Annotated in this window: 12 protein-coding genes; 8 read left to right on the forward strand and 4 right to left on the reverse strand. The window is 36.6% G+C overall.

Going from position 1 to position 15,077, the window contains the following annotated elements:
* The first annotated feature begins 23 nt into the window (after positions 1 to 23).
* Both L0B53_RS03090 and L0B53_RS03095 read left to right on the forward strand, forming a co-directional pair.
* Positions 24 to 1,799: a bifunctional UDP-sugar hydrolase/5'-nucleotidase gene (locus L0B53_RS03090; RefSeq protein WP_235059014.1), complete on the forward strand. Its 1,776-nt coding sequence runs from the start codon at positions 24 to 26 to the stop codon at positions 1,797 to 1,799.
* A 241-nt stretch (positions 1,800 to 2,040) separates the two neighbouring features.
* Positions 2,041 to 2,220, forward strand: coding sequence for a hypothetical protein (locus L0B53_RS03095; RefSeq protein ID WP_235059015.1), 180 nt, complete (start codon positions 2,041 to 2,043; stop codon positions 2,218 to 2,220).
* 310 nt (positions 2,221 to 2,530) lie between these two features.
* Here the strand turns inward: L0B53_RS03095 and L0B53_RS03100 are convergent, their stop codons facing one another.
* The 3 genes from L0B53_RS03100 to moeA all read right to left on the reverse strand — a co-directional run bounded on the left by L0B53_RS03100 (position 2,531) and on the right by moeA (position 6,191).
* On the reverse strand, positions 2,531 to 3,769 hold the full coding sequence (locus tag L0B53_RS03100; protein ID WP_235059016.1) for an SO_0444 family Cu/Zn efflux transporter: 1,239 nt from the start codon (positions 3,767 to 3,769) through the stop codon (positions 2,531 to 2,533).
* 427 nt (positions 3,770 to 4,196) lie between these two features.
* Positions 4,197 to 4,946 (reverse strand): molybdopterin-synthase adenylyltransferase MoeB, encoded by a 750-nt coding sequence (gene moeB / locus L0B53_RS03105; protein WP_235059017.1) that lies wholly within the window; start codon positions 4,944 to 4,946, stop codon positions 4,197 to 4,199.
* A gap of 9 nt (positions 4,947 to 4,955) precedes the next feature.
* On the reverse strand, positions 4,956 to 6,191 hold the full coding sequence (gene moeA, locus L0B53_RS03110) for a molybdopterin molybdotransferase MoeA (RefSeq protein WP_235059018.1): 1,236 nt from the start codon (positions 6,189 to 6,191) through the stop codon (positions 4,956 to 4,958).
* Positions 6,192 to 6,375: 184 nt separating this feature from the next.
* On the opposite strand from moeA, the gene folE reads away from it, so the two are divergent.
* From folE to L0B53_RS03135, 5 genes are all read left to right on the forward strand, one after another.
* The gene (gene folE / locus L0B53_RS03115) at positions 6,376 to 7,026 is read left to right on the forward strand and encodes a GTP cyclohydrolase I FolE (protein WP_235059020.1); all 651 of its coding nucleotides are present in this window, start codon (positions 6,376 to 6,378) and stop codon (positions 7,024 to 7,026) included.
* Between the two features lie 733 nt (positions 7,027 to 7,759).
* Positions 7,760 to 8,629 carry a substrate-binding domain-containing protein gene (locus L0B53_RS03120; RefSeq protein WP_235059022.1) on the forward strand — a complete coding sequence of 290 codons (870 nt, stop codon included), beginning with the start codon at positions 7,760 to 7,762 and terminating at the stop codon, positions 8,627 to 8,629.
* A 277-nt stretch (positions 8,630 to 8,906) separates the two neighbouring features.
* Positions 8,907 to 10,265 carry a uracil-xanthine permease family protein gene (locus L0B53_RS03125; protein ID WP_235059023.1) on the forward strand — a complete coding sequence of 453 codons (1,359 nt, stop codon included), beginning with the start codon at positions 8,907 to 8,909 and terminating at the stop codon, positions 10,263 to 10,265.
* A gap of 72 nt (positions 10,266 to 10,337) precedes the next feature.
* A complete protein-coding gene (locus L0B53_RS03130; protein WP_235059024.1) occupies positions 10,338 to 11,705 on the forward strand; it encodes an amidohydrolase family protein in 1,368 nt (455 codons plus the stop codon).
* 51 nt (positions 11,706 to 11,756) lie between these two features.
* A complete protein-coding gene (locus L0B53_RS03135) occupies positions 11,757 to 12,455 on the forward strand; it encodes a sulfite exporter TauE/SafE family protein (protein WP_235059026.1) in 699 nt (232 codons plus the stop codon).
* Positions 12,456 to 12,617: 162 nt separating this feature from the next.
* On the opposite strand, the gene L0B53_RS03140 is transcribed toward L0B53_RS03135, so the two are convergent.
* The gene (locus tag L0B53_RS03140) at positions 12,618 to 13,562 is read right to left on the reverse strand and encodes a LysR family transcriptional regulator (protein WP_235059027.1); all 945 of its coding nucleotides are present in this window, start codon (positions 13,560 to 13,562) and stop codon (positions 12,618 to 12,620) included.
* Positions 13,563 to 13,638: 76 nt separating this feature from the next.
* Here L0B53_RS03140 and L0B53_RS03145 point away from each other — a divergent pair, with 76 nt between their 5' ends.
* Complete coding sequence (locus tag L0B53_RS03145; protein ID WP_235059028.1) at positions 13,639 to 15,066, forward strand: efflux transporter outer membrane subunit; 1,428 nt, start codon at positions 13,639 to 13,641, stop codon at positions 15,064 to 15,066.
* Positions 15,067 to 15,077 lie beyond the last annotated feature (11 nt).

Below are 15,077 nucleotides of genomic sequence, written 5' to 3' on the forward strand. Positions count from 1 at the left end.
ATTTTTAAAATGGATCGATGAGCATGGCTAATGAGCATCTAAAATTACAGATTAATCATATTAATGATACCCACTCTCATTTTGATCCTTTTCCACTGCCAATAACCCTCCCAAGTTATGATGGCCGAGGCACAGAACAGCAGCACAGTGTTGAGATCTTTGTCAGTTGTGGTGGCTTTGCTCGTGTTAAAACTGCGCTTGAATTAAAAAAACAACAGGCCGTTAAAAAAGGGATCCCAAGCTTGAATCTCCATGGTGGTGATTGCTTCCAAGGCTCCCTCTATTTTTCATTCTTTCATGGTGAGGCGAATGCGCCATTATTAAATACGCTTGATCTAGATGGTATGGTACTAGGTAACCATGAGTTAGATCTCGGTAATTTACCCGTTGCGAATTTTCTTGATCAGGTTAATTTTCCCTTTTTTTCTGGAAATTGGAATCTAAGTCAAGAAGACGAGAGTAAAGCTAATACATTAAAAAATCGAAAGAACGGTTACTTTTACAACAACAAAACTCAATTAGCGGAAGTCAAATACTTTCATTTTAATCCTAAACCGTCAGATAACTCACACACGATTGCATTGTTTGGTTTATCTATTGATCAAATGGCAAAAATTGCCTCTCCAGATCCTGATACTTGGTTTGAAAGTGCGGTAGAGGTTGCTAAGAACACCGTGAAAGCACTTCATGGGAAAGGGATTAATAATATTGTCCTTTTGAGTCATCAAGGTTTGGAGCTAGATAAAAAACTTGCTCAAGAAGTTGACGGTATTAGTCTGATTGTCGGTGGACATAGCCATACCATGCAGGGAGACTTTAGACCTTTTGGTTATGGTAATCATGGCGAGTATGGCATTGCAATTAATCAAACTCTGATTTTACAAGCGGGTTGTAATACCATTGCATTGGGGTCTGCGATTATCGCCTTTTCTGAAAGTGGTAAAGCAAGTTTAGAAGAAGGAGAAAATCAACTTCTTTTAGGGCAGAAGATATTTATTAATGCTGAAAAAACAATCCAAGTATCAGCTGCTGAATCTGCTTATTACCATCACTACCTGCAACAGCAATCGAATATTCTTTTTTGCCATAAAGATCCTCAAGTTGAAGCTCTGCTTGATCATCAGTATAGAAAAGAGATTAAAGAGTTACAGCAACAACATATTACCCATATTGTTGAGCCCCTTCGCCATGTCCGTATTCCAGATCACAAAGGAGGGAGTCAAGTGGGTCCTCATGTGGCTGCGGGTATGCTTCGACAAGCTAGGGAGTTGGGGGTGAAGGCTGATTTTGCGATACATAATGCCGGTGGTGTAAGAAGTTCATTACCTGTCGGACGACTTTCTGCTGCTGATATTGCGGGTAAATTACTTCCTTTTGCGGTCAATGTGGTCAGTTTTGAAATAACCGGTAAATATATTATTGCTGCCTTAGAGGGAGCTATTAATAATGCCACCAATAATGGGGTGAGTGGAACAGGAACGGGAAGCTTTCCGTATACGGCTGAACTTCGTTTTTGTTATCAGGGGAATAAAGCGCATGGTCGACGAATGACAAACTGCCAATCATTAATCAATGGAAGATGGGTTGATATTATCGATGATAAAAATTATACGGTTGTAACAACTGCATTTACTGCAATGGGGAAGGAGGGGTATTTTGCCTTACTCTCTCGAGATAACGAAATAATGCCACTAACCGCAACTTTAGCGGATAGTTTTATCAATTATTGTAAATCGAATCCTACCTTAGGAAAAATAGCGCAAGATTTGAATACGTTTATTCCGTGTGATTGTGAATAATGTGATCTTGATTAGTCTATTTGATAAGCGTTCTCGAATGATTAGTTATTCAAAATAGGTCTTAATTATGGGTGGAGATTCGCTTTTTTTGCTTAAATATAAAATATTTAGTATACCCCTGTTTAGGTATTAGAAAAACTAATGTTACAGTGAAATTATTGTCATTTTTTAACCACCGATTTATGACGTAAAATTAGTACCAGTTAATGATTAACCCACTTTAATTTAGAAGGTACATTTTATGGCACATTCAGCAACGTTAAACGATACAATGACAACAACTTCTGCACCAGCACTTAAAAACACTGGCTTCTTCAAGCGTATCATCAACATGTTTACAACGAAAAAAACTGCACCGTTAAACTATCAATTACGTGAATTATCTCCGCATATTCAACGTGACTTAGGTTTATACCGTTAATAAAAAAATTTAATGGTTAAACTGCTCATGACTATTGAGTCTTAATGGATGATTAAAGTGTAAATGGGTTACAAGCTAATAATTGATTTTTTGATATTAACTTCTTTAACGTGAGTAATCGTTAATTATTAGTAAATAGTGAAATTGTTAACTAAAATGCCAGAATTCTTCTGCTTGATTTAATTAAATCTTGATAGAAAGAAGTCTGGCTTTTTTGTTTCTGACGCCTAATCATTGGAGAGCAATTGACAATACATGACATTGCCCCCATGAGCATCGTCGTGCTCTATGATGGGGGCGAATGATGACGTTAAGCGATTTTTAATTGAGGAACGTACTCTTTCAGCATCGCGCGTATCATTGCAACCGCTAAAATGATACTTAATAACACCACTGGCCAGCTATAAAGAACGGCTTCTTCACTCCATGTGCCAGGTTGATAATGTAAGTTCCAGTTATTGATAATCCAATCGACTGCGATACCAAAGATCCAAGCACCACCAATAACGCCAGTCAAGTAGCTTACTAATGCACGCATGCCAAGCTCTTGCTTAACTAAAGCTAACGTGGCGACATTGGTTGCAGGACCTGCCAGCATAAAGACCAATACCGCACCAGGTGAAATTCCTGCCAATAAAAATCCTGCTGCAATGGGTGTCGATCCTGTTGCACAAATATACATTGGAATACCAATCAGTGTCATGACGAGCATGGCTAGCCAGCCATCTCCCCATTGAATTAACCAAGAAGTTGGAATAAAAGTTTGTATAACCGCTGCAAATAGAATTCCGATAAAAATCCATTTGTAAGTGTCAGAGACAAGATTACCAAAGGTGTAATCAAAAACCAGTTTTAACTTACTTTTCGGCTTACCGTTTTGAGGTGTTGAACTTGAGCAGCAGCTTGATGTAACTTCTTTCGCTGGCTTACTTGAGCAACAACTTGGTTTAGCTTCTTTTGTTGGTTTACTTGAGCAACAGCTGGTTGTCGTTGTTTCTTCTGGTTTAGGTGACGTTGAGCAACAACCTTTAGTCGCCTTTATGGCATTAATCTCAAAGCTTGGATTTGCTAATTTATCTTTACTCTGACTGCAGTTATTAATAGGAGTAAGATTTTTTAGTTTATTTTTAGTTTTGTTATTTGTCTCTTCTTCCTCGGATTTACCGACAAGAAAGCCAGCCAGAATAGCACTAAAGATTGCAGCAAGTGGTCTAGCAATCGTCATGACTGGCCCAAGTAACGCATAAGAGACTGCAATGGAGTCAACGCCAGTCTCTGGGGTCGCAATTAGGAATGAGGTTGTTGCATTTTTTGATGCCCCTGCACGACGAAGACCTAATGCTGCCGGAATAACACCACATGAACATAAAGGAAGTGGGGCACCAATGAGAGCAGCTTTGACTGTGGTACCAAAAGAGTGACCACCGAGGTATTTGACCATCATGTCAGTAGGAACATAGAGATTAATCACCGCGGCAACAAAGTAACCAAATAGGAGCCAAGGTGCAGCAGATAAAAAGAGTTCTAAAAAGTTTTGGATAAATAGCATCGTTTAAAACCTTTAACGACTAGAATGAAAATGAATTAGGCAATGATAGAGGTTGGTCATGACTCTAAGGTCAAGGAGATTTTTAGGGAGATTAATCGCCCCTTTAAAGCGTTAAATTATTTTATTATAAATGTTATTTATAACAATTTTAAATATGGGAATGTCAATCCCATTATTGAGGGTATACAGAGAGGTTGAGTGCCATTATTATATGCGCATGCTTTCGGATGAGAGCACTTATTACTACTATTTATTTTTGCGCCAATGCTTCCCCAGCTTGGCGTTTTTTTTGCCTGTTAATCTAGGATGCTCGCAACTTCAACTCATTTAGCTAAAGATTATTCAGAAAAAATAAGGGAAGCAATAAGTAGATATCACTCCATCTCTTCCCTTTAATCGTTGGCTTTATCGAGTCGAAATTATACGATTAACCACAAACTGAGCAATTGGGTAGTTTAGACAGTTTCATTTCACGCCAACTCATACTCATTGCATCTAACATTAAAATTTTTCCTGTTAGAGGTGAACCCATATTCGCGGCCACTTTGATTGCTTCCATGGCTTGAACTGCACCAATAATACCAACGACTGGTGCCATGATCCCAGCTTCTACGCAAGTTAATGTATTTTGACCAAATAGAGAGCTCAAACATTGGTAACATGGTTCGTTATCGTCTTGATAGGTGAAGACAGAAACTTGTCCCTCCATTCGAATTGCAGCACCAGAGATCAAAGGCTTCTTAAGTTGATAGCAGATAGCATTAAGTTGATTACGAGTGTCAACATTATCACAGCAGTCTAACACTAATGTATGTTGCTTAATGAGTTCTGTTAGTTGCTGATTATTAAGACGTTGATTGACTGTTGCAACTTGAATGTTCGGGTTTATTTTTAGTAAACTTTGCTTCGCGGATTCCACCTTGCTCATACCGATCGTTTCATCACTATGGAGAAGTTGACGTTGTAGGTTTGATAGCTCAACCACATCATCATCAATCAACGTTAACTGTCCAACGCCTGCTGAAGCAAGATATTGAGTGGCCGCACAGCCTAAGCCGCCAGCACCTAACACTAACATTGAGCTAGATTTAAGTGCCTCTTGGCCTTCAAAGTCAAATTGACGCAAGATGATCTGACGGTTGTAGCGCAGCATCTCTTTATCGGTTAATTCCGCCATGATCATCTCTTAATATAAAGTTGAGTTAAACAGTTCAATCGTGACTGTTTCATCTTGGTTTACGAAGCCACGATCTTTTTCTAGTACCACAAAACAGTTGGCGTGATGCATTGAACTAAATGCGCCAGAACCTTGGTTATCACAGCTTGATACTTCAAATTGACCTTGAGTATTAATTGAATAAACACCACGTTGAAAATCAGTACGACCTGCGCGTTTCTTAAAGATAGTGTTGGCTTTAGCTTGGATACGTAGCGGTGGTTGCCAATCGGTGTGGCCTGCTAATTTAGCTAGAAGCGGTTGAACTAATTGATACAGTGTCAACATGGCTGAAACAGGGTTACCGGGAAGACCACAGAAAATAGAGTTATCGAGTGTTCCGTAAGCAAACGGTTTACCAGGCTTCATTGCAATTTTCCAAAAATCGATGCGACCTTTTTGCTCTAATATATCTTTGGTGTAATCTGCTTCACCGACACTGACGCCACCAGAGGTGATGACAACATCAGCTTGTTGGTCTGCCTTTTCAAATGCTTGGGCTAATAATTCAGGTACGTCTGGGATTATACCTAAATCAATCACTTCACAACCAAATTTAGTTAATAGCGCGTGAATACCATAACGATTACTGTCAAAAATTTGGCCTTTTTCTAACGTTTCACCTAATGGGCGAAGTTCATCCCCTGTTGAGAAAAACGCAACTTTAGGTCGAGCTAAAACAGGAATTGTAGCGACCCCTAAAGAGGCTAAAAGTGGCATTTCTCGAGCGGTTAAGCGTGTACCGGCTTTAATTACTACTGCACCTGTTACAATATCGTCACCAATAGGGCGAATATGGTTACCTACTTTGGGGATCTCTTCGAATGTGATCTGGTCGCCATTTGCCGTTGCTAGCTCTTGCATAATAATTGCATCACAACCAACAGGAACTTCTGCACCTGTCATAATGCGGATACAACTTCCCGCAGGCATCTCTCCCTCATAAGGTTGACCCGCGAAAGATTTTCCCGCCATTGGTAGTGTTAAGTTCTTTTCAAGATCCGCCGTATTGATGGCATAACCATCCATAGCGGAATTGGCAAAAGGGGGCACATTAATCGGTGAACAGATATCTTCAGCTACAACACGACTCATCGCTTCTGGAAGAGGTAAATTCTCAACGGTAGTTACCGGTTTTACAGGGGTTAAAATCTTAATTAACGCATCTTCAATTGGCATTAAGCCAGGAGCATCACAACTTGCCATCGTTTCTATCCATCTATAAATGTAAGAGTTATAAATAATATTATTACAGAAACTCAAAGACTTCGACAGATGAAGATCAAAACTGAGGTGTTTATTTTATTTATTTGCGGTATTCTCTATAAATCGTGATTAGAAATACTTCAAGTCAGTAAACTAGACAAAGTCATTGGTAAAGAGGCATAAAATGGCATTAACGGATGAAGCAATAAAAGTAAAGTCAGCCCTAGAGGCGAAAGGATTAGAGACGCCAACTCGTGACAACTTACTTTCAACGTCAGAACAAAAAGACAAAATTGAGCACCACATGGAGCAGATCCTTTCGACGTTAGGTCTTGATCTTACTGATGACAGCTTGATCGAAACACCTCGACGCGTGGCTAAAATGTATGTTGATGAGATTTTTTCTGGTTTAGATTATCAAAAATTCCCCAAAATCACGGTGATTGATAATAAGATGCAGGTTGATGAAATGGTTAGGGTGCAAAACATCACGTTAACCAGTACTTGTGAACATCATTTAGTGGTCATTGATGGCAAGGCTTGTGTCGCGTATATGCCAAAAGATAAAATCATTGGCCTATCTAAAATTAATCGTATTGTGCGCTTTTTCGCTCAACGACCTCAAGTTCAAGAGCGTTTAACTCAGCAGGTATTAATTGCGCTGCAAACTCTACTTGAAACCGATGATGTCGCCGTTAGTATTGATGCAACCCACTATTGTGTGAAAGCCCGAGGGGTGATGGACGCCACAAGTGCGACAACCACAACAGCGCTTGGTGGGATATTTAAACGTAATATTGCGACCCGTCACGAATTTTTGCATGGTATTCGTTAGTTGTAACTGGTCTCTTTGAGCTAAAAATCAAAGTAATGTTATGGCTATTTAAAAATATTTAGCTAAAAAATGGCTATCCCCTTCTTACTTGAAGTTGCTAGGTTGTTGGCTGCGTTCGTCACCCCAATCATATAGAAAACCTAGACTCATGGGGCCTCATTCACTTGCCGCCTACTAGCAACTCCAATTACTTTGGGTATCATCCCTTCTTACTTGAAGTTGCTAGGTTGTTGGCTGCGTTCGTCACCCCAATCATATAGAAAACCTAGACTCATGGGGCCTCATTCACTTGCCGCCTACTAGCAACTCCAATTACTTTGGGTATCATCCATTCTTACTTAAAGCGACTAGATTATTGACTACTAACTGTGTCTCAATTATATAATGCACCTGAATTCATAGGTTTTATTTACTCGCTTTCCGTCTATGGGCAACCCCAATAACCTTATGTACCAGTACAAATATATGACTCTAAAGGAAGAGGGTGCTTTTTAATTAATGAAGACCAATAATTAAACCTTTTAAATTAGTTGTTTTATATCAATAATATAAGTCTTTGGTTAATATGTTATGATAAATGAACGTTTCGATATGATTGAATTACAATGAAAATAACTATACATGATGTGGCAAAATCAGTTTCTTTATCAGTAACAACTGTCTCTCACGCTTTAAATGATAAGGGAGTGTAAACCCTAAAACAAGAGCTTTAATCAAGCAAAAAGCAGATGAAATGGGTTACATACCGAGTAAAGTCGCAAGTAGTTTAAGAACAAAGAAAAATAATACGATTGCTATTATTAGTTCAATGCCTCTCGCAACTTCAAATTCTCATTCTAAATTAGGCTTTCTTTTTAATATTGTATCTGAAATTACACACTTAACTATTAATAAAGATTATAGTATTTTGTTAACCCCTCCTGTTACAACAAAATCTAAATTACATAATTTAAGTGATATTGCAGGTGCTATTATCATTGAACCTGAGAATGATGATATTTGCATTGAATTTTTAAAAAAACAGCAAATACCTTTTGTATCGATCGGTTGTAATCAAAATATTACCAATAGTAATCAGTTTGTAGATTTACATTATACTAAAATATCAACGCTACTAATAAATCACTTAGTCACAAAACAATGTTCTAATATTGCATTAATTATGGGGGAGTCTTCTCGATTATCTCAACTAGAAATCAAAGACGACTATCTTGATAAAATGCATAAATACAATAGATTACCAATAATTGTATATGCAGATGAAAACGATGGCGTCGAGGCTGGATATAATGCGGCAGAATACTTATTAACACATAATGAAGATATTGATGGGATTATTGTTACTATCGATACGTTTGCTGAAGGGGCTTTAAACTATATAAAAGGTCAAAAAATAAATGTACCAGAAGATATTAAAATATGCACTCGATTTGATGGGATTATATCTCAAACATCAACACCACCTATGACCGCTATTGATTTGCATTTAGAAGATGCTTCTATGATAGCCCTAGAAAAATTATTTAGCCAAATAGACCAATCAAAAGAGATAAATAGCTTAATCCCTTCCCCTGTTCTAATTGAAAAAGAGTCTACTCAATAATAATTTAGTCAAATAAATATATGGAAATAATAGGACTCTTATTGCTATGAGCAAGGGTTAATAACTATTTAGTTAATAATGAAATATACATTATTAAATTTAAAATAATGTGATTTAGATATGAATTTAAAATATTTGGTGTCGACACAACCAAAACGATTTGGCTTAATATGCCAAATCGTTTTGGTTTTTTTGTTGTGTAAAGAAATAACTAACGATTTATAGCTTAAATTATTAATCTCATAAAATATTTATAAACAGACTAGGATGTAATGTTATGATGAATAAAGATGTAGATATTAAACTAGTTATTGAACCTGTTGACGAAAAGCTATCATTAAAAAAACAAATCATTTATGGTATTCAACATGTACTTGTTATGGCAGCATCGCCATTAACAGGGGTATTTCTAATTGCAAGTATTTTAGACCTTCCTATGTCCATGACCGTTAGCTTGATTAGTGCGACATTTTTTGTTTGTGGTTTAGGTACTATTTTGCAAAGTACTGGAGCTTTCAATATGGGAGCTAAGTTACCTTTTATTATGTTACCTGGTGGTGCTCCTATTTTTATCTTTGTTGCGATTGCAACACAAACGGATGTACAAACAGCAAGTGGTGCGGTGATTATGACTGCCTGCTTTTATTTTCTTGTGTTACCTTTTTTTCAACGATTAATTAAATTTTTTCCTCCTATCGTTATAGGAACTATGTTGCTATTAGTTTCAATTAAATTAATTAAAGTTTTTGGTGGTAATATTATTGGACAACCAACTGATGTTGATTATGCATCAACAACACATGTGATGTTGGCCGGAGCTACGATTCTTTTTACTATTCTTTGTGCACGTTTCTTATCAGGTACACTTCAACGTTTAGCGGTGATGATTGGATTATTAGCTGGGACATTTTTTGCTAATATGTTCACGAATATTGATTATTCTGGAGTATTAAATGGCCCTGTTTTAACATTCCCAGCATTCCTTCCTTTTGGTATGCCTAAATTTGACTTATGGGCTTCATTACCTTTATTACTTTTTTCTGTGATTTCAATGGCTGAGGCTACAGGGCAAACAATAGCAACAGCAGAAATTACAGGACGTAAAGAGGACCCTGCTAAAATTGCACCAAAAACAATTAAAGCAGATGCTTTATCATCATTAATTGGTGGTTTTTTTGGTACATCATTGATTGTAACTTCAGGAGAAAATATTGGCATAGTAAGAGCTACAAATGTTAAATCAAGATATGTCACGTTAATGGCCGGTTTTATTTTAATTTTCATCTCACTAATTGCTCCAATTGGTAGATTAGCCGCATTAATTCCACCTTATGTCATCGGTGGAACCGCAGTTATGGTTTTTGCCATTATTGGTGTCATTGGTATTGATATGCTAAGAAAAGTTGAATTAAAAAATCATGCGGAAATGTATACGTTATCTGCTGGGTTAACAATGGGGTTGCTTCCTACATTAATTCCTCAATTGTATTCTAATTTCCATCCTATTGTTCAGATGACATTAGGTAATGGATTAGCAGCCGGTACATTAACTGCACTACTGGTCAATGTTTTGTTCATAATAAAAGAAACAAAGAAACAATCTAAACCTAATTTATCTGAAAGCTTATCACATTAATATTGCTCATTCACTTAGTGTATTCATAACTAGGTGAATATCTTCTCAATTAGTATAATTGGAAATTATAAAATGACACATTCCATTGAAATAAAAGATAATACTATTTATATTCCTGATCATTTAATATATAAAGGTGAAGTTAAGCAAAATTTTGGTTTTGTTATTAAAGGTGAACTATTTAAAGATATTGATACAGTAGAAAACTTGCTAAGTAAATACCCAGAATATCAAAAAGTTAAAATTAAGAATAAATTAGTAAGCCCTGGGTTTATTGATACACATAATCATTTAGCTCAATCGTTTGGTAAGTCACTTGTGTTTGGTGAACCCTCTGAAATCTTTAAACGGATCTGGATCCCTATGGAATCAAATCTTACGGAACGATCTATTAAGCTATCGGCTAAACTGGGATGCTTAGAGTCTTTGAGGGGTGGATTTACAACCGTTGTTGATCCAGGAGCAAGAACTGAGAAAAGTTTAAGTTTATTAGCAGAGTCAATTGAAGAAGTTGGAATTAGAGCGGTTTTAGCAAAAACGTCAAATGATAAGATTGGAGCTAATGAATTTCGACCAATGACAGATATTGTGAAAGAATCTGAGAGATTTATCAGTCAATATCAATCACACGATTTAATCACGCCATCATTAGCTATAGCAATACCTGAAATTGCCTCAGATAAAGCATTAGAATTTACAGCTAATCTTTGTAAAGAATCTAAATGTTTATTTCAAACACATGCCAATGAGCATTTGGTTGCGGTTGAGCGTTCCTTAATTGATCGTTCATTGCGCCCAATTGAGCATTTATCTAAAGCTAATGCATTAAATGAATACACTCTTCTTGCCCATAGCACACTTTTAACTCCACCTGAATTGAAGTTGATTAAAAATGCAGATGCTAATGTCAGTTATTGTCCTGTCGCGAGTGCATGGAAAGGGAATGCCGTTTTACCTGCTGAATTGTTATATCACTTGGATGTTAATGTTGGATTGGGAACTGATAGTACGAGAAGTGATGGTTTTAGATTAATGGATACAGCAGAAATGGCTCATAGGTTTACTTATGGCATTAAGAATGGCGATTTTAATTGTGGTAGTGGTGATATTTGGCTATCCATGGCAACAGACTTAGCTGCAAAAAGTATAAAATCAAATGATATCGGCTCTATAGAGATAGGAAAGAAAGCAGACTTCTTGATTATTGATATTTATATTCCAGAATTATCACCTAGTTGGGATTTGATTTGGGAGATGGTGAGGTTAATGAATAAATCCCAAATCGACCAAGTTATTGTTAATGGGAAAACTAGATTATATAAAGGTATGCCTGTTGACTGGGATCTTAATGCACTTCTGGATGAAGTGAATTTAATATCAAAAGATATTGTATTAAAATCACCAATCCATAAAATTAATGAACATTTTACTTTAAATTAAAAACTAAAAGGGAAGTATAAGTATGTTAACTTATGTCCTTGGAGAGACACATTGACTTTTATATTAATTTTTATTACTGTTTTGATTTCTGCAACGATCCAAGGCTCAACGGGGATGGGGTTTGCTTTAATAATGGCCCCTGTTTTAATTTATGCTCAACCTGAGTTAATGCCTTTTACTTTATTGCTATTAATGATCCCATTAAATGCTTATATATTAATAAGGGAGTTGTCTTCATTAAATAAACCAAGTTTAAAATGGATATTTCCTTCTAGATTTATTGGTACATTTTTAGGCATTTTTATATTAGTCATTCTAACTCCTGAAGCATTAAAAGTATTTGTAGGTGCTTCTACGGTATTTGCAGTTGGTTTAAGTTTTATCGCACCTAAATTTTCACCTAATAATAAAGCCTATTTTTGTGCAGGATTAGTAACAGGTATTACTGAAACATCAACAGGGGTAGGTGGTCCACCTTTAGCATTGGTATATCAATATGAAAAAGCATCTGTGATGAGAGCATCAATCGCAGCTTGTTTTCTATTTGGTGAAATAATATCAATTGTTATTCTGATTGTTATGGGTTCTTCGTCAATAATATTAAATCAAGATATTTCTTTTTATTTTCTATCTGTATTTTTAGGTCTTTATTTAAGTAATTATATTAAGAGATATATAAATGACAAAACACTAAGAATGTTTGTACTTGTTTTTTCATTAGTTAGTGGTTTAATGCTTGTGTTTTTTTAGTTTTTAGATGAGTGTATTGAATACTGATGCCAAAAGTGATTAGAGCTGCTAGTCGTTGATTGTGTTGAATCAACGACTAGCAGCTCTAATGTTTTATATAATAAAAACCATTTAAAACCAGTTGTTAACACTAAGAGAGAAGTGAATGTCTCCCTTAAATGCCTACTTACCATAAATTTTAGATTGTCTTTGATAATCTTTATTTTTCTTAATTTCTTTTTCTAACTTAATACATTCTTGGATGGTGTATTCAATAAATGCGGTTAATCGTTTTGGGGGCAGCTTTCTATCTGGGTAGATAAAGTTAATTGGAATCGAAACGCTATGTTCATCTGGCAATATATGAACTAACTCTCCTTCCTTGATAGGGGAGTAACAGAAAAGAGTCGGTAAGGAGGCGATGCCAAAACCATCTACAGCAGCTTGTAATACTGCATCTAAGGAATTAACCCGTAAACGATAAGGAAGTTTTGATAAAATATCTTCCTCTATTCCAGTTGAAACAAACTTGACTTGTTGATGATTTGACGTGAGTTCATTGATAGATTGAGGGGTACCATATTGCTCAAGGTAATCAGGACTTGCCACTAAAATACGTTGAGAATGGAAAAACGTTCGCTTGATTAAGGCCGAGTCATGCATTTTTCCCACTTTCACGCCTAAATCATAACCATCACTAATGATATCGACATCTCTATTCGACAGATCAAGGTTGATCTTAATTTCTGTATTTTCCCGCATAAAGTCCCGCATAATACGACCAAGGAAACCACATCCTATCTCCATTGGGGCCACGATATTCAGAGGGCCTCTGACTTTCTCACCACTATCAATAATCTGTGATGTCCCTTTATTTAATACATTTAAGGATTCAACACAGGATTGATAATATTCTTTACCTTCTTTGGTGATGGTTAAGGTTCGTGTTGAGCGTACTAATAACTTTACGCCTAGAAATTTTTCCAGTTCTGCGACTTTACGGCTGACGGTCGATTTTGTTAATCCTAACTCTTCGGCAGCTTGAGTAAAGCTATGGCAATCAATAACTCGGACATAGATATAGATAGCGTTTAGATCTAATGGTAATGGATTGTTGTATCTGTGCAACAGTGTGTTCCTTAAATTCGATTTATCTTCATATTTAGTTACATATAATTGTTACCCTTAAATAGTAGGTGACAATATGAAAAATAAAAAGAAATTAAATGCCATCGCGCTAATGTTTACTGCATCTCTGTTATCTGCTTGTAGCATGGTTCCACCAAAAGAACCCAAGCATATAACAGAGATGACAACAAAACAGTTGTTAGCCGAGACGAAACAAGTTGATAACTTAGCCCCTAACTGGTGGCAACAGTTTAACGATCCCCAATTAACGCAATTAATCGAATTAGGATTACAGCAGAATTTATCGTTAATCGATGTTAATAATCAACTGAAGTTAGCAAAAGAACAAGTTTCATTAGCGAAAACGGGCAATAAACCTAAAGTTAATCTGACGGCGAGTGGCGGTGGAATTGGTGGTGGAACATCCTTTAATCCATCTGATTCTGATTACTCTGGCTTAGGTATGCTTTTACCCTCCCTCTCTTATCAACTTGATTTTTGGGGTAAGAACAAAACATCTATTGAGTTAGCGTCAGATAAAGTGCTATCAACGAAAGCACAACAAGCTCAAAGTCGTTTGCTAGTTTCAGCCTCCATTGCACAAAGTTATTTTGTTCTTCAAGATAATTTCGACATCGAGCAAACCGTCACGCTATTAATTAATGAGATGGAAAGCCAAAATCGAGTGATTGAATCCCAGATTTCGCGTGGCCTTGCAACAGATACTGCGCTTTATCAGAACAATGGTGAATTAGATAACTTAAAAACGGAGTTATCAGCAGCAAAATTAGCTCAAAAATTAGCTAAAAATCAACTGGCACTCTATTTAGGCAAGTCACCATCTCAGTTAGGTGAACTTATTGCACCGAACGCGAACACCATTAAACAATTGGATAGTGTTAAGAATATTCCCATGAATTTACTGGCACGCCGCCCTGATGTTGTCGCCAGTCAATGGATGGTCGAAGCAAATGGACAAAATGTGGCGTTGGCAAAAAAAGCCTATTATCCAGACTTTAATTTAATGGTGATGGGATTGGCGCAAAAGCTTTCAAATATGAATCCAGCAGACTTGCTATTAACCGGAGCCACGGTGGGCACAACGTTACCGATTTATGATGGTGGAGTTCGTGATTCAAAATATAACACGGCCAATATCCAATACGATCAAGCAGTAAATAGTTATAATCAAACAGTATTGAATGCAGTGAAACAGACATCAGATGCCATTATCAGCCTTGAGTCTGCTCATCAACAGCAACAGTTACTCATCTCATCGACAGATAAATACCATCAAGCGTATCAAATCCTTGATAAACGTTATCGTCGTGGTTTAGCAACCTATAACGAGATGAACAGTGCGCGTTTAAAGTGGCATCAACAACTGATTAATAAGACCAAAGCTGATAGCTCTGTACTTCAGCAACAGCTACAACTGATTGTTGCACTGGGTGGAGGGTATCAACAACCCGTGCCTCAACAATCATCATCAAAGAATCAGTAAGATCAAAATAG

Origin of the sequence: Vibrio sp. SS-MA-C1-2 (assembly GCF_021513135.1) — a bacterium.
Lineage (GTDB): Bacteria > Pseudomonadota > Gammaproteobacteria > Enterobacterales > Vibrionaceae.

Bases quoted from the DNA above. Each gene is read 5' to 3' on its own strand.
- folE (WP_235059020.1), top strand. From the start codon at position 6,376: ATGGCATTAACGGATGAAGCAATAAAAGTAAAGTCAGCCCTAGAGGCG.
- L0B53_RS03095 (WP_235059015.1), top strand. From the start codon at position 2,041: ATGGCACATTCAGCAACGTTAAACGATACAATGACAACAACTTCTGCA.
- moeB (WP_235059017.1), bottom strand. From the start codon at position 4,946: ATGGCGGAATTAACCGATAAAGAGATGCTGCGCTACAACCGTCAGATC.
- L0B53_RS03120 (WP_235059022.1), top strand. From the start codon at position 7,760: ATGGGTTACATACCGAGTAAAGTCGCAAGTAGTTTAAGAACAAAGAAA.
- L0B53_RS03145 (WP_235059028.1), top strand. From the start codon at position 13,639: ATGAAAAATAAAAAGAAATTAAATGCCATCGCGCTAATGTTTACTGCA.
- L0B53_RS03100 (WP_235059016.1), bottom strand. From the start codon at position 3,769: ATGCTATTTATCCAAAACTTTTTAGAACTCTTTTTATCTGCTGCACCT.
- L0B53_RS03125 (WP_235059023.1), top strand. From the start codon at position 8,907: ATGATGAATAAAGATGTAGATATTAAACTAGTTATTGAACCTGTTGAC.
- moeA (WP_235059018.1), bottom strand. From the start codon at position 6,191: ATGGCAAGTTGTGATGCTCCTGGCTTAATGCCAATTGAAGATGCGTTA.
- L0B53_RS03130 (WP_235059024.1), top strand. From the start codon at position 10,338: ATGACACATTCCATTGAAATAAAAGATAATACTATTTATATTCCTGAT.
- L0B53_RS03090 (WP_235059014.1), top strand. From the start codon at position 24: ATGGCTAATGAGCATCTAAAATTACAGATTAATCATATTAATGATACC.